General features: G+C 74.4%; 17 protein-coding genes and 2 pseudogenes. 10 read left to right on the top strand and 9 right to left on the bottom strand.

Going from position 1 to position 19,888, the window contains the following annotated elements; genetic code table 11:
* Positions 1-2: 2 nt before the first annotated feature.
* Positions 3-857 carry a Rieske 2Fe-2S domain-containing protein gene (locus tag ACQ95T_RS16460; protein WP_425943287.1) on the top strand — a complete coding sequence of 285 codons (855 nt, stop codon included), beginning with the start codon at positions 3-5 and terminating at the stop codon, positions 855-857.
* A gap of 10 nt (positions 858-867) precedes the next feature.
* Here ACQ95T_RS16460 and metH read toward each other — a convergent pair.
* A pseudogene (metH, locus tag ACQ95T_RS16455) lies at positions 868-4,499 on the bottom strand (methionine synthase).
* Between the two features lie 153 nt (positions 4,500-4,652).
* Positions 4,653-5,522 (bottom strand): formate/nitrite transporter family protein, encoded by an 870-nt coding sequence (locus ACQ95T_RS16450; protein ID WP_425943285.1) that lies wholly within the window; start codon positions 5,520-5,522, stop codon positions 4,653-4,655.
* 145 nt (positions 5,523-5,667) lie between these two features.
* Here ACQ95T_RS16450 and ACQ95T_RS16445 point away from each other — a divergent pair, with 145 nt between their 5' ends.
* Positions 5,668-7,002, top strand: a complete 1,335-nt coding sequence (locus ACQ95T_RS16445; RefSeq protein ID WP_431473118.1) for a flavin-containing monooxygenase — start codon at positions 5,668-5,670, stop codon at positions 7,000-7,002.
* On the opposite strand, the gene ACQ95T_RS16440 is transcribed toward ACQ95T_RS16445, so the two are convergent.
* On the bottom strand, positions 6,905-7,996 hold the full coding sequence (locus tag ACQ95T_RS16440; RefSeq protein WP_425943283.1) for a helix-turn-helix transcriptional regulator: 1,092 nt from the start codon (positions 7,994-7,996) through the stop codon (positions 6,905-6,907). The genes ACQ95T_RS16445 and ACQ95T_RS16440 overlap by 98 nt on opposite strands.
* A 279-nt stretch (positions 7,997-8,275) precedes the next feature.
* Between ACQ95T_RS16440 and ACQ95T_RS16435 the strand changes: the two genes are divergently transcribed.
* The 5 genes from ACQ95T_RS16435 (at position 8,276) to ACQ95T_RS16415 (ending at position 13,902) form a co-directional block, all read left to right on the top strand.
* Positions 8,276-8,503 (top strand): Fe-S cluster assembly protein HesB, encoded by a 228-nt coding sequence (locus ACQ95T_RS16435; RefSeq protein WP_431473117.1) that lies wholly within the window; start codon positions 8,276-8,278, stop codon positions 8,501-8,503.
* Between the two features lie 100 nt (positions 8,504-8,603).
* Positions 8,604-11,063 (top strand): malto-oligosyltrehalose synthase, encoded by a 2,460-nt coding sequence (gene treY / locus ACQ95T_RS16430; RefSeq protein WP_425943281.1) that lies wholly within the window; start codon positions 8,604-8,606, stop codon positions 11,061-11,063.
* The gene (gene treZ / locus ACQ95T_RS16425) at positions 11,060-12,823 is read left to right on the top strand and encodes a malto-oligosyltrehalose trehalohydrolase (RefSeq protein ID WP_425943280.1); all 1,764 of its coding nucleotides are present in this window, start codon (positions 11,060-11,062) and stop codon (positions 12,821-12,823) included. Before treY ends, treZ begins: the two co-directional genes overlap by 4 nt.
* On the top strand, positions 12,820-13,446 hold the full coding sequence (locus tag ACQ95T_RS16420) for a hypothetical protein (protein ID WP_425943279.1): 627 nt from the start codon (positions 12,820-12,822) through the stop codon (positions 13,444-13,446). Before treZ ends, ACQ95T_RS16420 begins: the two co-directional genes overlap by 4 nt.
* Before the next feature lie 33 nt (positions 13,447-13,479).
* Entirely contained in the window at positions 13,480-13,902 is a 423-nt protein-coding gene (locus ACQ95T_RS16415; RefSeq protein WP_425943278.1) for a DUF5655 domain-containing protein, read from the top strand.
* 246 nt (positions 13,903-14,148) lie between these two features.
* Here the strand turns inward: ACQ95T_RS16415 and ACQ95T_RS16410 are convergent, their stop codons facing one another.
* From ACQ95T_RS16410 to ACQ95T_RS16390, 5 genes and pseudogenes are all read right to left on the bottom strand, one after another.
* Positions 14,149-14,769, bottom strand: coding sequence for a SixA phosphatase family protein (locus ACQ95T_RS16410; protein WP_431473116.1), 621 nt, complete (start codon positions 14,767-14,769; stop codon positions 14,149-14,151).
* On the bottom strand, positions 14,739-15,095 hold the full coding sequence (locus tag ACQ95T_RS16405; protein WP_431473115.1) for an NUDIX hydrolase: 357 nt from the start codon (positions 15,093-15,095) through the stop codon (positions 14,739-14,741). The genes ACQ95T_RS16410 and ACQ95T_RS16405 overlap by 31 nt, the downstream gene beginning before the upstream one ends.
* Complete coding sequence (mshD, locus tag ACQ95T_RS16400) at positions 15,092-16,075, bottom strand: mycothiol synthase (RefSeq protein ID WP_425943276.1); 984 nt, start codon at positions 16,073-16,075, stop codon at positions 15,092-15,094. The genes ACQ95T_RS16405 and mshD overlap by 4 nt, the downstream gene beginning before the upstream one ends.
* Positions 16,076-16,093: 18 nt before the next feature.
* Positions 16,094-16,240 (bottom strand): winged helix-turn-helix domain-containing protein, encoded by a 147-nt coding sequence (locus ACQ95T_RS16395; protein ID WP_431473114.1) that lies wholly within the window; start codon positions 16,238-16,240, stop codon positions 16,094-16,096.
* Between the two features lie 374 nt (positions 16,241-16,614).
* Positions 16,615-16,848: pseudogene (locus tag ACQ95T_RS16390) on the bottom strand (DNA-binding response regulator); the annotation flags it as partial.
* Between the two features lie 191 nt (positions 16,849-17,039).
* Between ACQ95T_RS16390 and ACQ95T_RS16385 the strand changes: the two are divergent.
* The 3 genes from ACQ95T_RS16385 to ACQ95T_RS16375 all read left to right on the top strand — a co-directional run bounded on the left by ACQ95T_RS16385 (position 17,040) and on the right by ACQ95T_RS16375 (position 18,400).
* Entirely contained in the window at positions 17,040-17,330 is a 291-nt protein-coding gene (locus ACQ95T_RS16385; protein WP_431473113.1) for a hypothetical protein, read from the top strand.
* Positions 17,312-17,824, top strand: coding sequence for a hypothetical protein (locus ACQ95T_RS16380; RefSeq protein ID WP_431473112.1), 513 nt, complete (start codon positions 17,312-17,314; stop codon positions 17,822-17,824). Before ACQ95T_RS16385 ends, ACQ95T_RS16380 begins: the two co-directional genes overlap by 19 nt.
* Before the next feature lie 81 nt (positions 17,825-17,905).
* Positions 17,906-18,400, top strand: coding sequence for an FABP family protein (locus ACQ95T_RS16375; RefSeq protein WP_425943273.1), 495 nt, complete (start codon positions 17,906-17,908; stop codon positions 18,398-18,400).
* 101 nt (positions 18,401-18,501) lie between these two features.
* On the opposite strand, the gene ACQ95T_RS16370 is transcribed toward ACQ95T_RS16375, so the two are convergent.
* Complete coding sequence (locus ACQ95T_RS16370) at positions 18,502-19,758, bottom strand: LCP family protein (protein WP_425943272.1); 1,257 nt, start codon at positions 19,756-19,758, stop codon at positions 18,502-18,504.
* Positions 19,759-19,888: the final 130 nt, after the last annotated feature.

Below are 19,888 nucleotides of genomic sequence, written 5' to 3'. Positions count from 1 at the left end.
GCATGTTCCTCACCCCGCTGATGAAGCGCCTCGAGGAGACGGAGGGCCTCGACGCCGCCGTCGACTCGGCCCGGTCGACGGTCAACACCGTCCTGCCGCAGGGTCCGGTCAAGGACGTCCTGCACGGCAAGCCGCTGGGCCACGCCCTGCACCCCCTCCTCGTCGCCCTGCCGATCGGCCTGAACGTGGGCGCCAGCCTGCTGGACGTGCTCGGCGACGAGGGCGACCAGGCGGCGGCCCGCCGGCTCGTCGGGGCGGCGCTCGTCTCCACCGTGCCGACGGTGGCCACCGGGTGGGCCGACTGGTCCGAGCTCGGCTCGGCGCAGCGACCGGCGCGGGTGGGCCTTGTCCACGCCGTCGCGAACGGCGCCGCCGCGGGGGTGTTCGCGGCGAGCTGGTTCGCGCGCCTGGCGGGCCACCACCGCGCCGGCGCGGCGCTGTCGATGGTGGGCCTGGCGGGACTGGGGGCTGCCGGCTACCTCGGCGGGCACCTCGTCTACGCCCAGGGCGTCGCGGTGAGCCGCACGATGGACCACGAGCCGGCGCCAGCCGACTGGACCGACGTGGCGGCGGCGGAGGACGTGGGGGAGGGGCTCCTGCGGGTGGAGGCGGCCGGCCAGCCGGTCGTGCTGACCCGGGCCGGGGGTGGGCTCGCCGCCCTCGCCGCCACCTGCACCCACCTGGGCGGACCGCTGGACGAGGGCACGGTGGAGGACGGGTGCGTCGTGTGCCCGTGGCACGGCAGCCGCTTCGACCTGCGCGACGGTGCGGTCGAGCGGGGCCCGGCCTCGGTGCCCCAGCCCGCCTACGACGTCCGGGAGACGGACGGCCGCGTCCAGGTGCGCGCCCGGCCCTGACCCGACCCGATCAGCGCAGGAGGGGGCCGAGCCAGCGCTCGGCCTCCTCCACCGACCAGCCCTTGCGGTCGGCGTAGTCCTCGAGCTGGTCGCGGTCGATCCGACCGACGGCGAAGTAGGTCGCCTCGGGGTGTCCGAGGATCAGCCCGGACACCGCGCTGTTGGGGCTCATCGCTCCGTGCTCGGTCAGCACCATCCCGGCGGCCCGCTCGGCGTCCAGCAGCGTCCACAGGGTGAACTTCTCGGTGTGGTCCGGCTGGGCCGGGTAGCCGGGAGCGGGCCTGATCCCGTCGTAGCGCTCCTTGATAAGGTCCTCGACCGGCAGGTCCTCCTGCGCCGCGTAGCCCCACAACCGGGTCCGCACCTCCCGGTGCGTCCACTCCGCGAACGCCTCCGCGAGCCGGTCGGCCAGCACCTGCACCATGATCGCGCCGTAGTCGTCGTGCTCCTCGCGCAGCTGCGCGGCCAGCTCCTCGGCCCCGTGGATCGAGACGGCGAACGCCCCCACGTGGTCGTCCTGCGGCGCGACGAAGTCGGCGAGCGCGGCATACCCTCCCTGGGAGCGTTCCCGCTGCTGCCGCAGCGTGTGCAGTCGCACCGGCCCGCCGTCCAGGTCTGCGTCCACGTCCAGGAGGATGTCGTCGCCGTCGCGCCGGGCCGGCCACAGCCCGACGACGCCGCGGGCCCGCAGCAGACCCTCCTCGAGGATGAGTTCCAGCCACCGCTGCCCGTCGGCCCAGGTGGTGCGGGCCTGCTCGCCGACCTTGGGGTCCTGGAGGATGCGGGGGTAGGAGCCGCGCAGCTCCCAGGCGGTGAAGAAGGGCGTCCAGTCGACGATCTCGAGCAGGTCCGCCAGCGCGGGCTCGAGCACCTGGGTGCCCAGCAGCGCGGGCGTGGTCGGCACCGGCTCGGTGACCGCCCGGCTGCTCGCGCGCGCGGTCTCCAGGGGCACCAGCGAGACCTTCTTGCCCGCGTGCCGCTCGCGCAGCTCGGCGTAGGCGAGCGCCGTGCGGTCGCGCAGCTTCTCCTCGTGGTTGATCGCGTCGGCGACCACCCCCACGGCGCGGGAGGCGTCGACGACGTGCACGACGGTGCCCTCGTAGGCGGGGTCGATCTTCACCGCCGTGTGCGCCGCCGACGTGGTCGCGCCCCCGATGAGCAGGGGCGTGGCGAGCCCGCGGCGCTGCATCTCGGTCGCCAGCGAGACCATCTCGTCCAGGCTCGGCGTGATGAGGCCGGAGACCCCGACCACGTCGGCCCCGATCTCGTCCGCGACGGCCAGGATCTTCTCCGCCGGCACCATGACGCCCAGGTCGGTGACCTCGTAGCCGTTGCAGCCCAGCACGACCCCGACGATGTTCTTGCCGATGTCGTGCACGTCCCCCTTGACCGTGGCCATGACGACCCGTCCCTTGGTGCGGCCGCCGGTCTCCGCGGCGGCGGCCTCCAGGTAGGGGGTCAGGTGGGCGACGGCCTTCTTCATCACCCGCGCGGACTTCACGACCTGCGGCAGGAACATCTTGCCGGCACCGAAGAGGTCGCCGACCACGTCCATGCCGGCCATGAGCGGGCCCTCGATGACCTGCAGGCCCGAGCCCAGCTGCTGGTAGGCCTCCTCGGCGTCCTCGACGACGTAGGTGTCGATCCCGTGCACGAGGGCGTGCCGCAGACGCTCGGTGACGTCGGCGTCGCGCCAGGCCAGCTTGGCCAGGGCGGCGGCCGACGGGCCGCCCCCGCCGGGGCCGGCCGCCTCGGTCTCCGCCTTGATCCTCTCGGCGAGCTCGATGAGCCGCTCGGTGGCGTCCTCGCGACGGGCGAGGACCACGTCCTCGACGTGCTCGCGCAGCTCCGGGTCGAGGTCCTCGTAGACGCCGAGCATCCCGGCGTTGACGATGCCCATGTCCAGGCCCGCGCGGATGGCGTGGAAGAGGAAGACCGAGTGCATGGCCTCGCGCACGGTGTTGTTGCCACGGAAGGAGAAGGACACGTTGGAGATGCCGCCGGAGACCAGGGCACCGGGGAGGTTCTCCTTGATCCAGCGGGTCGCCTCGATGAAGTCCAGGGCGTAGCGGTCGTGCTCCTCCATGCCGGTGGCCACCGTCAGCACGTTGGGGTCGAAGACGATGTCGTGGGCGGGGAAGGGCTCCGGCAGCGCCTCGCCCCGGGTGGTCAGGAGGCGGTAGGCCCGCTCGCACACCGCGGTCCGCCGCTCCAGGGTGTCCGCCTGGCCCTGCTCGTCGAAGGCCATGACGACCACGGCGGCGCCGTACCTGCGCACGACGGCCGCCCGCCGCAGGAACTCCTCCTCGCCGTCCTTGAGCGAGAGGGAGTTGACCACCCCCTTGCCCTGGATGCAGCGCAGCCCCGCCTCGAGCACCTCCCAGCGCGAGGAGTCGATCATCACCGGCACCCGGGCGACGTCCGGCTCACCGGCGAGCAGGTTGAGGAAGTGGGTCATCGTCGCCGGGCCGTCGAGCATGCCCTCGTCGACGTTGACGTCGATGAGCTGGGCGCCGGCCTCGACCTGCTGCCGCGCGACCGCCACCGCGGCGTCCCAGTCGCCCTCGGTGACGTGGCGGGCGAACTTCGGGCTGCCGGTGATGTTGGTCCGTTCACCGACGTTGACGAAGTTGACGTCGGGCGTGAGGGTGAACGCCTCCAGGCCGGAGGTGCGCAGGTATGGCGTGCCGCTCCCGGGGGTGCGGGGGGCCGCGTCGGCGACGGCCTCCGCGATGGCGCGGATGTGGTCGGGGGTGGTGCCGCAGCAGCCGCCGACGATGTTGAGCAGTCCCTCCTGGGCCATCGAGCCGAGGACCTCGGCCATCTCCTCGGGGGTGTCGTCGTAGCCGCCGAACGCGTTGGGCAGGCCGGCGTTGGGGTGCACCGAGGTGAGGGCCGTGGTGGCGGCGGCGACGTCCCGCAGGTGCGGACGCATGGCCTCGGCGCCGAGCGCGCAGTTGAGGCCGAGCGAGAACAGGTCGACGTGCTCGGTGGAGACCGCGAAGGCCTCGGGGGTCTGGCCGGACAGGGTGCGGCCGGAGGCGTCGGTGATCGTGCCGGAGAGCATCACCGGGACCGGTCCGTCGGCGGACCCCGAGGCCAGGCGCCCCTCCTGGACGTCGGCGATCGCGTGCAGGGCCGCCTTGGCGTTGAGGGTGTCGAAGACGGTCTCGACCATCAGCAGGTCGACGCCGCCCTCCAGGAGCGCGGCCGCCTGCTCCGCGTACGCCGCGCGCAGCTGGTCGTAGGTGATCGCGCGGACCTCGGGGCGCTCGACGTCGGGGGACAGCGACGCGGTCCGGTTCGTCGGTCCGAGCGAGCCGGCGACGAAGCGCGGACGGCCGTCCTCGGCCGCCACCTCGTCGGCGGCCCGGCGGGCGACGCGGGCCGCGGCCACGTTGATGTCGTGGACCGCTCCTGGGTGCCGTAGTCGGTCTGGGCGATCGAGGTCGCGCTGAAGGTGTTGGTCGTGAGGATGTCGGCACCGGCGCGCAGGTAGGCGCGGTGCACCTCGGCCACGACGTCCGGTCGGGTCAGCCCCAGGAGGTCGAAGTTGCCCCGCAGCGCCGTGCCGGCGTGCGCCGACCATCCGGGACCCTTCCCGTGGAAGTCGGCCTCCCCGAGCTCGACCTGCTGCAGCATCGACCCGTATCCGCCGTCCAGGACGAGGATTCTTCCGCGGGCAGCGGTCCGCAGGGGGTGTTCAGGGGTCGATGCTTCGGCGGTGGTCGTGGTCGAGGGCACCCGCCCACTGTAGGTGCCGCCACGTCAGGGTCCGAATCTCCCGGGGCGCCCTCAGTCTCCTGCGGCGTCCTCGTCCACCCGGTTGTCCGGACCGGGGGCGTCCGGCAGCTCGCTGGCCCGGACCAGCCGCAGGGCGGTGACGAAGATCAGGCCGCCCAGGATGTTGAGCGGCACGACGTACCAGAACCAGGCCAGCCACTCGCCGTACGTCACCGACCCCTCGGCGTGGATGGCGCCGAAGATGATGATCGAGTCGAGCACGGAGTGGAACAGGCTCAGCCCCGCCAGGAGGAAGCCGGCGGCGAACGCGGCCACCACCTTGACCCCGTCCGAGTCCGTGCCCTGCTGCATCCGCGTCAGGACCGTGATGACGAAACCGCCGAGCAGTGCGAGGGCGACCGCGCGCAGGTCGAGCGGCGCGTCCACGAAGTGCCGGGCGGTCTCGGTGAGCACCTCGCCGTACTCCGGGAACGCGCGGGCGACCAGCCACATGAACACCCACCCGCCCACGAGGTTGGTCACCAGGGTGACGCCCCACAGCCGCATCAGCTGCAGGAACGTGCCACGGCCGGCGAAGAGGGCCATGACCGGCAGCAGGAACCCCTCGGTGAACAGCTCGCTGTGCGCGAGGTAGAGCGCCATGAAGCCGATCCCGAACGCGAGCCCGGCCAGCAGGTGGTCGCCCGTCGCGTGCAGCACCGCGAGGTAGGCCAGGATCCCCAGTCCTACCTCGAACCCGCCGGAGATTCCGGTCGTGAGCAGCGCCCGCCAGCTGCGGTGCAGCCGCTCGGCGCCCTCGTCCACCGTGTCGTGGAAGGAGTCGACCACCTCTTCCTCGGCCCGGGGCGCGGTGGCGTCGACCTGGCCCTGCCGGTCCTGGGCGAGCTTGTCGTCCGTCGGCCGTGCGCCGGTCTCGCTCATGGTGCCTCCTGGGTCCTGGGCTGCCCATGCTAGATCCGCGGACCCCCTGGAACCCCCCAGCCGGGGGGTGGGTCGGCGTCCCGGCCCGCGGGATGCTGCAGGGGAGGCCACCGGATCCGCGCGTGGCCGCACCGAGGAGGACGAGATGGATCGGGGAAGGGTCGAGACGGACCAGGTGCTGGTGGTCGGCAGCGGACCGGCCGGGCTGGCGACGGCGGCGGAGCTGCTGCGCCGCGGCATACCCACGACGGTGCTGGAGCGGGGCGAGCGTCCCGCGGCCGCCTGGGCCGGCCGGTACGACGGGTTGCGCTTCAACACGAGCCGCTGGTGGTCGGCGCTGCCGGGAGCGCCCTTCCCCCGGTCCTACGGGTGGTTCCCGACCCGGGACCAGTACGTGGACTACCTGGACGCCTACGCGGCCCGCCACCACGTCCCGGTCCGGACCGGCGTGGAGGTCCGGCGCATCGACCCGACCGACGACCGGGACGGGTGGACCCTGACGACGGGAGAAGGAGCGGTGAACGCCCGGCACGTGGTCGTGGCCACCGGGATCGCCAACCGGCCCGTCCTGCCCGGCTGGGCCCACGGGTCGCCGTTCACGGGGACTGTCGTGCACTCGGCGGCCTACCGGAACGCAGGCCCCTACCGCGACCGGCGCGTCCTCGTGGTGGGGGCCGGGTCCTCGGGCATGGAGATCGCCCACGAGCTCGCGGTGGGCGGCGCTGCCGAGGTGCTGCTGTCCGTGCGAACCCCGCCGAACCTGCTCCTGCGCTCCAGCGGCGGGTTGCCGACGGACCTTCCGGTGCCGGTCTTCTTCCGCCTGCCTGTCCCGCTGGTGGACGGCATGCTCCGCCGGCTGCAGCGCCTCACCGTGGGAGACCTGTCCGGCCACGGACTGCCCCCGTCGCCAGAGGGCTCGATCGCGGCGCTCATGGCCCGCGGTGCGGGGACGGCGATCGTGGATCGCGGCACCGTCGCGTCGATCCGGGACGGGTCGATCCGGGTGGTCCCCGCCGTAAGCGGCCTGGACACCACGGGCGCGCGGTTCACCGACGGCAGGCGGGCGGACGTCGACGACGTGGTGCTGGCCACGGGGTTCAGCACCGCGCTGGAGGAGATGGTGGGACATCTGGACGTGCTCGGTGTGCTGGGACTGCCCCGCGTGGCCGACGGGGGCGAGGCCGCCCCCGGTCTGCGGTTCGTGGGGTACGTCTACCGGCCCGGTCTCACCGGGTTCGTGGGGCGGCTGGCGCGCGGCGGGCCGCCCGTGAGCTGGCCCGGGAACGGCGTGGCGCCCCTGCCCCCGCGCCCGTCTGAGGGCGCCGGACGGGGAGCCGTGGCGCGGGCCGTCGAGCAAGCCCCGGCGGGACGGGTCCTCGAGGTCAGGACCCGCGGGCCGACCGTACACGGGGCTCGTGGGAGAGCCGGGCGACCAGCTCCACGCGGCTGCCCACGCCGAGCTTGGCGAAGATCGCCTTGACGTGGCCGCGCAGGGTCTCGGACGTGATCCACAGCTGCTGGGCGATGTCGGCGGTCGACATGCCGGTCAGCAGGAGCTGGGTGACCTCGCGCTCCCGGGCGGTGAGCTCGTGCAGGTGCAGCAGCAGCGGTGCCACGTCGGACCGGCGGGCCGGCTCCACGAGGACGGCGGTGCGGCCCGAGGGACCCGCCAGCCTGGTCCCCCGGACGAGCAGCCACTCCCCGGTGACGGCGCGGGCCCGGGCCACGGCGGGCGGACCGGAGACGCACCGCTCGGCCAGCGCCCGCGCCTGGGCCGCAACCTCGTGGACGACCACAGATCCGTCGAGCCGGCCGTCCTCCACCGGTCCCAGACGCTCCAGGGCGTCTGGGGTGGCGGACTCGACGCCGCCGTCGTCGTCGAGGACGACCAGACCGGGGCCGTCGTCGCGGTGTGCCTCCTCGGACCACTCCTCGTGCAGCAGGAGCCCCGTGCGGATCCCGTGGGCCACGTGCGGGGACAACCGCGCGACGACGTCCACCTCGCGCCGGCTGAACCACGGCTCCTCGGCGAGGCGGGTCAGGCACGCGTGGCCCCACATGACGGCGCCCGTGCGGAAGACGGTGCGCAGCTCGTCGCCGAACCCCTCGGGGTCGTAGATCCGCGTCCACCGCAGACATCGCTCCAGATGCCCCCCCGTCGTCGCGCTGAGCGCGGCCGCCGGCACCTTCGCCCGTCCCAGGTCGACGAACTTGTTGAGGTCGTCCCCGTGGCTGCCCAGCTCCAGCTCGATGAGTCCCAGCTGGGCCTGCCGGGGCACGTCCTCCTCGTAGACGCCGTTGATGAGCAGGGTGTCGGGATCCACGAGGAGCCAGCCTGCGACGTCGTAGGGAACGTGCCGACGGACCGCCGCCGCGACCCGCTCCAGCAGGACCAGGGGCTCCTGGGCACGCGCGCAGATCCCGGCGACCTGCGTCACGAGCCGGTCGTCGTCCGCGCGGGAGCGGAGCGCCATGATCGCTCATTGTGCTCACCTCCGCCCCCGGGTGTCGAGGGCCTGGCCACCGGGCGGGGCGACGTCCGGGGGTGTCGACCGCCCCGCGTTTGCCAGACCCCCGGGGCGCTGGGACAGGGTGGAGCAGTCCGAGGCGCGTGCGCACCCACCACCCCCCGGTGGTGGCCGTGGGCGTCGAGACCGGCCCCGGCCGGTCGTCGCACCGACGATGAGGAGACCTCATGCTGACCGTCACCGAGAACGCCCAGGCCGTCGTCAAGGGCCTGACCTCCGAGCGGCATGCCCGAGACCGCGGGGCTGCGCCTGGCGCTGGCCCCCGACCAGACCCAGCTCCAGGTGGCCCTCGTGCCGCAGCCGGAGCCGACCGACCAGGCCGTCCCGAGCACCGAGGCGCCGGTCTACGTGGCCGAGGACACCGTCCCGGCCCTGGCCGACCAGACGCTCGACGCGGCCCAGACCGCCGAGGGCGTCGGCTTCACCCTGCAGCCGCAGGAGCCGAGCGCCTGAGCAGCTCCTCGCGCACGACGGCCGTCGGACCCCAGCCGGGTCCGGCGGCCGTCGTGCGGAATGGTGGTCGGTCGGTCCTTGCTGGGACACTGGTGCAGCCATGACGAACCCGCAGAGTCCCGACCGCCGACCCCTCACCGCCACGTACCGGATGCAGCTGCACGCCGGTTTCACCTTCGCCGACGCCGAGGCCGTGCTGCCCTACGTCGAGGCGCTGGGCGTGAGCCACCTCTACCTCTCCCCGGTGCTTACGGCGGTACCGGGCTCCGAGCACGGCTACGACGTCCTCGACCACACCCGGGTCAGCCCCGAGCTGGGCGGCCGCGAGGGGCTGGGCCGGCTGGCCGACGCCGCCCACGCCCGGGGGATGGGCGTGGTCGTGGACATCGTCCCCAACCACATGGCGCTCGTGGAGCCGCTGTGGCGCAACGCCCCCGTCTGGGAGACCCTCCGGGAGGGCCGGTATGCCGCGCGCGCGCACTGGTTCGACGTGGACTGGGACCACCTCGGCGGGCGCTTCGGACTGCCCGTGCTGGGCGCTCCCCTGGAGGACGTGCTCGCGGCGGGCGAGCTGACGGTCGACCGGGGTCGCCCCGACGAGGGGGACGGGCGGATCGCCGGTCAGCCGGTGGTGCGCTACTTCGACCACGTCTGGCCCCTCGCGCCGGGCACCGAGCACCTGCTCGAGGACCTGCCCGCGCTCCTGCAGGCCCAGCACTGGCAGCTGGGCTTCTGGAAGGACGCCGCCGAGATCCTCAACTACCGGCGCTTCTTCGAGGTCGACCAGCTCATCGGCGTCCGCGTCGAGGAGCGCGACGTCTTCGAGGCCACCCACGCCGAGCTGCTCGACCTGCACCACCACGGCGTGATCGACGCCTTCCGGATCGACCACCCCGACGGCCTCGCCGACCCCACGGCATACCTGCAGACCCTGGCCTCCTCGGTCCGCCCGGGCACGCCGGTGTGGGTGGAGAAGATCCTCGAGGGCGACGAGCGGCTGCCGCAGGGGTGGGCCTGCGCGGGCACCACCGGCTACGACGCCAACGCCGCGATCACCGCCGCTCTCGTGGACCCCACCACCGCCGACGCGGTCAGCACCGCGTGGTTCGCCACCGGCGGGGAGCCCGACCTGGAGGTCGAGGTCGACCGCTGCAAGCGGCAGGCCGTCGATGCCCTCCTGCAGCCCGAGATGGGCCGGCTGGTCCGCCGGGCCGTGGAGGCGCTGCCCGGCCACGACGAGCACCGTCTGCGCGCCGCGCTCGCCGAGCTCCTCGTCGACGTGCACGCCTACCGCGCCTACGTCCGGCCCGGGCCGGAGGACGCGCCGGAGCTGCGGCAGCCCCTGCTCGACGCGGTCGACCGGGCCAGGGCGACCAGGCCGGACCTGCTGGCCGAGGTGGACGCCCTCGCCGAGGTCCTGCTGCACCCGGAGGGCAACGGGGCGGCACCCGCCGCCGCGGCCGACCTGTGCGTGCGCTTCCAGCAGACGACCGGACCGGTGATGGCCAAGGGGATCGAGGACACCGCCTTCTACCGGTGGCACCGGCTGGTGGCCCTCAACGAGGTCGGCGCCGACCCCTCCCGCGGGCAGGCGCCGGACGTGGCGGTCCTGCACGCCTGGGCCGCCCACCAGGCCGAGCACTGGCCCCGGGGCATGACCACCCTGTCCACCCACGACACCAAGCGCAGCGAGGACGTGCGGGCCCGCATCCTGGCCGTCGCCGGTGACGCGGACGCCTGGCGGGCCCTGTCCGCCGCCGGGGCTGCCGCCGCCCAGCGCCACGGTGTCGACGCCCCGACCGCCCACCTGGTCTGGCAGACCCTCGTGGGCGCCGGCCGGGTCTCGGAGGAACGGCTGCACGCCTACCTCACCAAGGCCGTCCGCGAGGCCAAGCTGCACAGCACCTGGGTGGAGCCGGACGAGGACTACGAGGCCCGGGTGATGTCCCTGGCCAGCGAGATGGTCTCCGAGGGCGAGGTGAGCGAGGCGATCGGGGCCGCGCTGCGCGACAACGAGGCCACCGTGCGCACGCTGACCCTGGCCCAGAAGCTCGTCCAGCTCACCGTGCCCGGGGTGCCGGACACCTACCAGGGCTCCGGCCTGGTCGACCTCTCGCTCGTCGACCCCGACAACCGCCGACCGGTCGACTACGACGAGCGGATGGAGCGGTTGCGTCGCGTCGACGGCGGGGGTGACCTGCGCGACCTCTCCGACGAGGTGCTCTGGGTCACCTCCCGCACGCTGCGGCTGCGCGGCTGGCTTCCCCAGGCCTACGGTCCAGGCGCCTCCTACGCGCCCGTGGAGGCCGGCCAGCACGTGCTCGGCTTCCTCCGCGGCGGTGCCGCCGCCACCCTGACCATCCGCGCGCCGCGGGCGCTCGGCGCCGCCGGCGGTCTGCAGGAGACCCGGGTTCCGCTGCCGCCGGACGTGTGGACCGACGCGCTCACCGGTCGCGACCACGTCGTGGGCGACGACGGCGTGCTCGCCCGGGAGGTCTTCAACCGCCTCCCGGTGGCCCTGCTCGTCCGCGCCCGTGACCTCCAGGAAGGACCCCGATGACCTCGTCGCACACCTACCGCGTCTGGGCGCCCGACGCCGACCGGGTCGACCTGCACGTCGGCGTCGCCGACCCGCGGGTCGAGCCCATGGCGACCGCCGGGGGCGGCTGGTGGGAGCTGACCACCGACCGGGGCGACGGGCGCTACGCCTTCGCCCTCGACGGCGGTGACCCCCGGCCCGACCCCCGCTCCCGCCGGCAGCCCGACGGGGTCCACGCGCCGAGCGCGATCGTGGACACCGCGGCGTTCGGCTGGACCGACGACGGGTGGGGCGGCGTCCAGCTGCGCGACGCGGTCGTCTACGAGCTGCACGTGGGCACCTTCACCCCCGACGGCACCCTGGACGCGGCCGTCGAGCACCTCGACCACCTCGTCGACCTGGGCGTCACCGTCGTGGAGCTCATGCCCGTGGCCGCCTTCCCGGGCGACCACGGCTGGGGCTACGACGGGGTCGACCTGTACGCCGTGCACGAGGCCTACGGCGGCCCCGAGGGGCTGGCCCGCCTCGTCGACGCCGCCCACGCGCGGGGGCTGGCGGTCTGGCTGGACGTGGTGCACAACCACCTGGGCCCCAGCGGCAACTACCTCGCCGAGTTCGGGCCCTACTTCACCGACCGCCACCACACGCCCTGGGGCGACGCGGTCAACCTCGACGGCCCCGGCAGCGACGAGGTGCGGGGCTTCCTGCTCGACAACGTGCGGCTCTGGCTGGAGGACTACCACCTCGACGGCCTGCGCCTGGACGCCGTGCACGCCCTGCACGACGAGCGGGCGGTCCACCTGCTCGAGGACCAGTCCAGGCTCGCCGACGAGATCGGGCGCGCCACCGGGGTCCCGCGCACGCTCGTGGCCGAGTCGGACCGCAACGACCCCTCCTTCGTCGCGGTGCGCGGACCGGGCGGCTCCGGCGGGCTGGGACTGCACGGCCAGTGGGCCGACGACGTGCACCACATGCTGCACGTGCTGCTCACCGGGGAGACGCAGGGCTACTACCACGACTTCACCGACCCGCACGCGGCCGTCAAGGTGCTCGGCTGGAGCCCGTTCCTGCACGACGGGACCTTCTCCACCTTCCGGGGCCGGGTCCACGGGAGACCGGTCGACCCGCGCGTGACGCCGGGCTGGCGGTTCGTGGCCTCCCTGCAGACTCACGACCAGATCGGCAACCGGGCCGCGGGGGACCGGGTGCACCACGGCATACCCGCGGGTCGGCACGCGATCGGCGCCGCCCTGCTGCTCACCTCCCCCTACACCCCCATGCTGTTCATGGGGGAGGAGTACGCCGCCTCCACCCCCTGGCAGTACTTCACCGACCACGCCGAGGACTGGCTGGCCCAGGCGATCCGGGAGGGGCGCGAGCGCGAGTTCGCCGAGCACGGGTGGGCCGGCGACGTGCCCGACCCGCAGGACCGTGGCACGGTCACCGCCTCCACGCTGCGGTGGGAGGAGGTGCACCGGGGGGAGCACGCGACGATGCTGGAGTGGTACCGCACCCTCCTGCGGCTGCGGCGGGAGAGGCCCGCCCTGCGCGAGACCCCCCTGGGTGAGGCCGAGGTATGGCGTGCGCCCGCCGGGGACGGGGAGCTGCTCACCCTCGCCCGGGGCGACGTGCGCGTGCTCGCGCTGCTCAGGGAGGGGTCCGCCGAGGTCGCCCTGCCGGACGGGGCCGAGGTGCTGGCCAGCTTCGCCCGGGTCACGGTGGAGGAGGACCGGCTCGTGCTGGGTGCCGACTCCGTCGCCGTCGTCGGGGGCTGGACGTGAGCGGGCCCGGGCGTGAGCGGCGCCCGTTCCACCGGCCCACCCTGCGGCCGCCGGAGGCGCTGGACGCCGCGGCCGGCGGGGTCGACCCGCTCGACGTCGCCGAGGCGGCCCACCGGACGGCGCAGATGGTGGTCGGGCGTGGCCGGGACAGCGGCGACCCGGAGGTCACCGACAGGCTGGTCAACCTCGTGTCCGAGGTCGGTCTGGCGACCGTCGCCCAGATGTGGGCCGACCGCCCCGCCCGGACCCTCCCCGGGGCGCTGTGGCGGCTGTACCTGCTGCACGAGTGGGTGCTGCGCCAGCCGGAGGAGGTCGGGCGGTTGTTCTCCTCCGGCCGCGCGCACACCGAGGTCTGGTCGGCGGTGGCCGGGGTCGCCGAGCCGCCGGACCCCCACGCGCTGCGGCGGCTGACCGAGGAGATCCTCACCGGCGTCTTCGACGGCGACCTGGGGCTGGCGCTGGAGCGGGCCTCGGCCTTCTGCCACGTGGTGGCCGTGGGGCTGTCCGAGCCGGGGGCGGAGGACATCCCCACCGAGCAGGTGCGTCGGGCGGCCCGGATGCGCGACACCGCCGACGACCTGATGGCCTGCGCCCGCCTGTGGCGCCGGGACTCGCTGCACTAGCGGCACCAGCGACCGGGTCGGTGGAGGAACGGCATGACGTCGGCGGGACCAGGACCGGAGGAGCCTGCCCCCGGCGCCGGGGGTCCGGCGACGGGGGACCACCGGACGCCCGAGGACTTCTTCGCCGGCTCTCCCGAGGGGACGGCGGTCTTCCATGAGGTCCACCGGGCGGTGCAGGCCCTCGGGCCCGTCGACGTACGGGTGACCCGCAGCCAGGTCGCCTTCCGGCGGCGCCGGGGGTTCGCCTACCTGTGGCGGCCCGGACGCTACGTGCGCAGCGACGTTCCTGCGGTGCTGTCCGTCGTCCTGCCCGCCCACGACCCGTCCGGACGGTGGAAGGAGGTGGCCCACCCCTCGCCGCGGGTCTGGATGCACCACCTCGAGGCGAGGTCGCCGGACGAGGTGGACGACGAGGTGCGGGCGTGGCTGCGGGAGGCCTACGGAGCGGCCGGCTGACGGGACGTTCGACCCGGAGCCCGGTCCGCGCGGGGGAACAAACCTCCGGCCCGCCTCGTTGTCACCTGTCGCGTGCCGGGCCGCGGTAGCCCCGGGCTCCAACATTCGCCGCTACGAGCGGCCTCGCGCCGAGAGGCGCTCCCGGTCCGGCACGCACCAGCCTCCTCTGTCCGGCGGACTCTCACCGCCGCGGGACTTCTCGCCGTCGGACCGTCCGCGCGCGGGCTCCTCGCCGGCGACGCCGGCTCAGCCCGGCGGCCGGTGCCGCACGACCGCGACGACCTCGGCCTCGTCGCCGGCCCCGACCATCGTCAGCGCCAGCACCTCGCCCTTGTCCAGGCCCACGTCCACGAGCCGGGCCAGCATGCGCCGGTCGGTGCCGGGCAGGTCGGCCCCGGCGCGGGCGAGCAGGTCGGTCAGCACCGGTCCCATCACCGGACCGTGGGTGCACACCGCGACCGCCTCGGCGGCGTCCATGATGCGGCGAAGGTGCTTGCGCACCTTCTCCGGACGTGCCTCGAAACCCTCCTCCGACAGCCCGCGCCGGGTCACCAGCTCCACCCCGCGCGCCGTGCAGAAGGGCTCGACGGTGTGGAGACAGCGCACCGACGGGCTGGTCAGCACGCGGGCCGGGGCGTAGGCCTCCAGCAGGCCGACCAGGCGTGCGGCACGGCGCACCCCGACCGCGCTCAGCGGGCGGGAGGCGTCGGGCCCCGACCAGCCGCTGCGCGGGTGGGCGTGGGCGTGCCGCACGACGAGGAGGGGCCAGCTGCCCAGCCGGTCCCGCCCGTCGAGCGCGACGAGGGCGTCCAGCTGGTCGCGGTCGCGCCCGTACGTCAGCCGGCGGGCGGCCAGCGTCGGGGACAACCACGGACCGCGTCGACCTCGTGCTCCAGCTGCCCGTCGCCACCGACGACCTCGCCCGCCCAGTAGCGCACGAGCTTGTCCTGGCCGCCGGTCAGGGCGTAGCGCGACTCGGGCAGCGGCCGGCCGAGCCGGACCCGCAGGCCGGTCTCCTCGAAGGTCTCGCGCGCCGCCGCCGCGGCGAAGTCCTCACCGGGGTCGAGCTTGCCCTTGGGCCAGGACCAGTCGTCGTACCGCGGCCGGTGCACCAGGGCCACCTGGAGCACCCCCTCGTGGACCCGGTGGGGGAGGACCCCCGCGGCCCGCACGAGCGGGACCCCCGCGCTCACGACCGGTCGGGCCCGGCGGCATACATGACGTCCACGGCCGAGCGCTCGAAGTCGAGCCGGCCGTAGGTGGCGATCGCGGAGGAGTTGTCGCCGTCCACGTAGAGGGTGGCCACCTCGCACCCGACGTTGCGCAGGTGCTGCAGCCCGAGCAGGGTCACCGCCCGGCCCAGGCCACGGCCCTGGTAGTCCGGGTCCACGCCGACGACGTAGACCTCGCCCGTGGGCGGGTTCCCGGCCTGGGGCGGCTCCACCTTGGTCCAGTGGAACGCGGCGATCCGGGCGTTGCCGTCGGGGTCGACGTCGGTGGTGTCCTCGACGATGAGGAAGCCGTGCGGGTCGAACCACGGCTCCTCCTCGCGCTCGCGCAGGTCGGTCCCCGTCATCCGGCCCTGCTCGGCGTGCGCGGCGAACGCGCGCGCGTTGACCGACAGCCAGGGCTCCTCGTCCTGGCCCACGACGAAGGGCCGGACGGCGAAGCCGTCGGGCAGCTCGACGTGGTCGGGCAGGTCGCTCCACTCGCCGCGCAGCGGGCGGCTCATCTGCCACAGCTCGCGGACGACGACGAGCTGGCGGGAGGTGTAGAGGCGACGGGCGTCCTGCAGGTCGCCGTGGCTCCACAGCCGCACCCCGGGCCAGCGCCGCAGCACGTGGTCCAGCAGCATCCCGCCCAGACCGCGGCGGCGCTGCTCGGGGTCGACGACGAGCTCGGCGGAGGGATGGTCGGGGTCTCCGTGGTCGACGTGGCCGTATGCCAGCACCCGCGGGTTCGGGGTGCCGGGCACCTCCTCGGTGATGACGAGGTGCGTGGACGTGGGCACGGCCACCTCGCCGGAGAAGCGGCGCGCCTCGAGCACGGTCTGTTCCGACAGGGGTCGGACGCCGTCGTGCTGGGCCGCGCGGACGGCGAGCGCGAGCACGTCGCCGGACAGGCGGGGCGGAAGGGTGGGCAGCTCCTCGACGGTGGGGCTCTGGCCAGGCATGGGGTCAGTCTGGCACGCTCACCGGTCCTCGCCACCCCGCGGGCCGCTGAACCGGTAGCCCACGCCGCGGATGGTGCCGATGAGGGACTCCCGCTCCGGCCCGAGCTTGGCCCGGAGCCGTCGGATGTGGACGTCGACGGTGCGGGTGCCCCCGTAGTAGTCCATCCCCCAGACCTCCTGCAGGAGGGTGTCCCCGGTGGACCACGCGCCCGGGTCGCCTCACGAGGTAGCGCAGCAGCTCGACTGACCACGCGCCCGGGTCGCCTCACGAGGTAGCGCAGCAGCTCGAACTCCTTGTACGTCAGGTCGAGCACCTGGCCGCCCGCCCGGACCGTCCAGCTGGCCTCGTCGACGACGACGTCGGCCACGCGGATGGCCTCGGGCTCCTCGGAGGCCCCCGGCCGTCCGCCCCCGTCGGGGTGGACCTCACCGGCGCCACCGACGGCCCCCTGTGCTCGGTGGTGGTGCGGCCGCGCCAGCAGGAGCCGGACCCGGGCGGCGATCTCGGCGGGCCCGGCCTCGCGCAGGACGAGGTCGTCCAGCGGCCAGCTGTCGTCGAGCAGGCCGAGGGCCGCGTCCGAGACGACGGCCAGCACCGGTCGGTGCAGCTCGAGGGCGGCGAGGGTGCGCAGCGCACCGTGCGCGGCGACGAGGTCGGTGACCGCGTCGACCACGAGCAGGTCCGGGTCCGGCGCCGTCCGGGTGAGCAGGCCGCCGACGTCCATCCCCAGGACGGCGACCCGGTGCGGCAGCAGGACCAGCCCGGGCGCCACCTGGGCCACCGCGGCGTCGGCCGGGGTGCGGGGCGTGAGGAGGACCAGGTCGGCCACGGACCCAGCCTAGTGGCGTGGTCGGGCACGCCCGGCCGAGCACGTCCGGCCCGCGCGCACGGCACCCGGCAGGGTCGGGCTCGCCCGGCCGAGCACGCCCGGCCTGCGCGCACGGCATACGGCAGGATGGGCGCATGTCCACCGAGCCCGAGCCCCGCCCGCGGATCACGCCGTCGGCGCACGTGGCGGGGGCGGTCTCCACGGTGGGCGGGGTGCTGGCCCTGGCCGCGGCGGTCTCCCCGGAGCTGCTGACCTTCGCGATCGCGGCGGCCGTGGTCGCGCTGGCCTGGGGCTGGGCCGGGACGCTGGCGCTGCCCACACCCCGCGGCTCGCTGGGGGTCATCGTCGTCGGCGGTCTGGCCCTCGTGCTGGCGGTGGGGACGCGTCAGGAGGGCCCCTGGCTGGTGTGGGTGCCGCCGCGCTGAGCATCTCGATGATCGCGGCGTTCGCCCACCAGCTCTTCCGCCGGGACGGCCGCCCGCGGCTGGTGGTCTCGGTCAGCTCGGTCGTGCTCGCGCTGACCCTCGTGGCCGTCGGCACGCTCATGGTCCCGCCGACGCACACCCTCCAGGGCACCGGCCTGGTCCTGGGTGCCCTGGCCGCCGCGGTGGCCTCGGCCGGCACCGACCTGCTGGGGCGGTGGCCCGCGCTGCGGGCCTGGCTCGTGCCGCTGGCCATGACCGGCGGGGCGGTGGCGTCGGTGGTCGTCGCCCTGGTCCTGGACGAGCACTGGACGACCTGGCTGCTGGTCGGCGTGGCCAGCGGAGCGCTGAGCCAGGCGGTGAGGGCGGTGCTGGCCCCCCTGCCGACCCTGGCCCTGCCGCGCCCGCGGCTCGTCGCCGCGATCGCCTCGGTCCTCGTGGTCGGGGCCGTGCCCTACCTCGTCGCGCTCGCCCTGGTGCCGGACGCCGTCGCCTGAGCGCAGCCGCCGGGCCCACTCCCCGACGACCTGGTCGCGCGCCCCCGACGGCCCGGGCGCGCTCACCCCTACGATGGGCGCGTGCCTATCGAGCTGGACCCCACCATGCACCCCGACCTCGCCCCGCTGGCCTGGATGATCGGCTCCTGGGCCGGTGCGGGGGTGGTCGGCTACCCGTCGATCGAGTCCCGCAACTTCGGCCAGGAGATCGAGGTCACCCACGACGGCCGGCCCTTCCTGCGGTGGAGCTCGCGGGCGTGGCTGCTCGACGAGGAGGGGCAGAAGGTCAAGCAGGCCGCGGTCGAGACCGGCTTCTGGCGTCCGCAGCCGGACGGCGAGGTGGAGCTCGTGCTGGCCCACCCGACGGGGATCGTCGAGATGTACTTCGGCCACACCCAGCCCGCCCGGGTCGAGGTGCGCACCGACGGCGTGATCCGCAGCCCGCACGCCAAGGAGTACACCGCGGCCCACCGGATGTACGGCTACGTCAACGGCAACATGATGTGGGTCATGGACATGGCCGCCACCGGCCACGCCCTGCAGTCGCACGTCTCCGCCGAGCTGCGGCGGGTCTGAGGCCCGTCGGCCCCCGGGGCGTCGGCCTCTCGACCCGATGCGACGAACCTCCCGGTCCAGGTTGACGTGCCCGGCGAGCTCGAAGCGGCCGCGGGGGACGATCAGCCGCCGAAGCCGGTCCGGGGGGAGACCGGGTCGGAGTAGGACTCCATCGTGTCGGTGCGCAGGTGCTCCCCGAGGGTGGCCATCTGCTGGTCGGCCATCAGCACGATGGACCCGGCGACCGGGTGCATGTCGATGCCGCGCCACGGGCCCTGCCAGAAGTGGATGTCGCCGCCGCGCACGCCCCTCATCTCGAACGCCAGGTTGCGCATGTCGCCGACGCGCAGGTCCTGGTCCACGGTGAGGTTCGTCGTCGCGGCGTCGACGAAGTTCGCCAGCCGGCCGGGGTTGGTCAGGGTCTCGCGCGAGAGGGCCTTGAGCATGACGGCCTTGACGAACTGCATCTGCCGCTCGCCGCGGGAGATGTCGCCCTGGCTCAGGGAGTAGCGCTCGCGCACGAAGCGCAGGCCCTGCTCGCCGTCCATGTACTGCGTGCCCACGTCGAACCCGCCGCCGGCCTCGGTCACCTGCACCTCGACCCCGCCGATCGCGTCCGTCATCGCCTTGAAGCTCTCGAAGTTGACGATGACGACGTGGTCGATCGGCACGTCGATGAGCGGCTGGAGCGTCTGGACGAGCAGGGGTGCGCCGCCGTAGGCGTAGGAGGCGTTGATCTTCGAGCTGCCGCCGGTGCCCGCGATCGGGACGAAGAGGTCACGCGGGAAGTGCACCAGGTCGACCCGCTCGCGCTCGTCGTCCACGTGCGCCAGCACGATGACGTCCGATCGGCCGCGCTCCACGGACAGGTCGCGGCTGTCGGTGCCGATGATGAGGAAGTTCATCGCGTCGCCGGCCTCGTCCGGCCGGGCCGGGACGCTCGCCTCGACCTCGACGCCGGTGACGTCGATCTCCTCACCGTCCTCGCCGACGATGGGGGCGACCTCGTCGTCGACCTCCTCCACCTCGGTGTCGTCCTCGGCGTCGACCCTCCCGGCGCCGTCGGTCTCACCCTCCTCGCTCGGCTGCTCGCTCCCGTCGCCCTCGTCCTCGGTGCCCTCCTGACCGGGGCGCTGACCGCCGGAGACGTCGGGGGACAGGGTGATGGTCGACCGGTCCTCGGCCACCAGGTCGTCGTGCACGATGTTGTTGGTGACGGTGCGCTGGAGCCAGAAGGCGTAGCCGCCCAGCACCAGGACCCCCAGCAGGGCGAGGAGCCCGACACCGGCGGTGAGCGTGCGCAGGGGACCCCTTCGACGGCGTCGACGGCTGGACGCGGTGTCGCCCCGGTCACGGGCGGAGCGCTCGGTGAACCCCATGGCGGGAAGTGTAGGACCCCGTCCTGACAACCGGCTGTCCGGACGCTGCCGCGACGGGCCGCGACGAGGAACCACCGGGAGGGCCCGGTGACCAGCCCGGTGACCGGCCCGCCGGGGAGTCCGACGAGGA

Source organism: Ornithinimicrobium carbonis, from assembly GCF_050703245.1.
Classification (GTDB): Bacteria; Actinomycetota; Actinomycetes; order Actinomycetales; family Dermatophilaceae; genus Ornithinicoccus.
The sequence above is the reverse complement of the archived record's forward strand: the minus strand, read 5'-3'. Positions and strand labels throughout refer to the sequence as shown.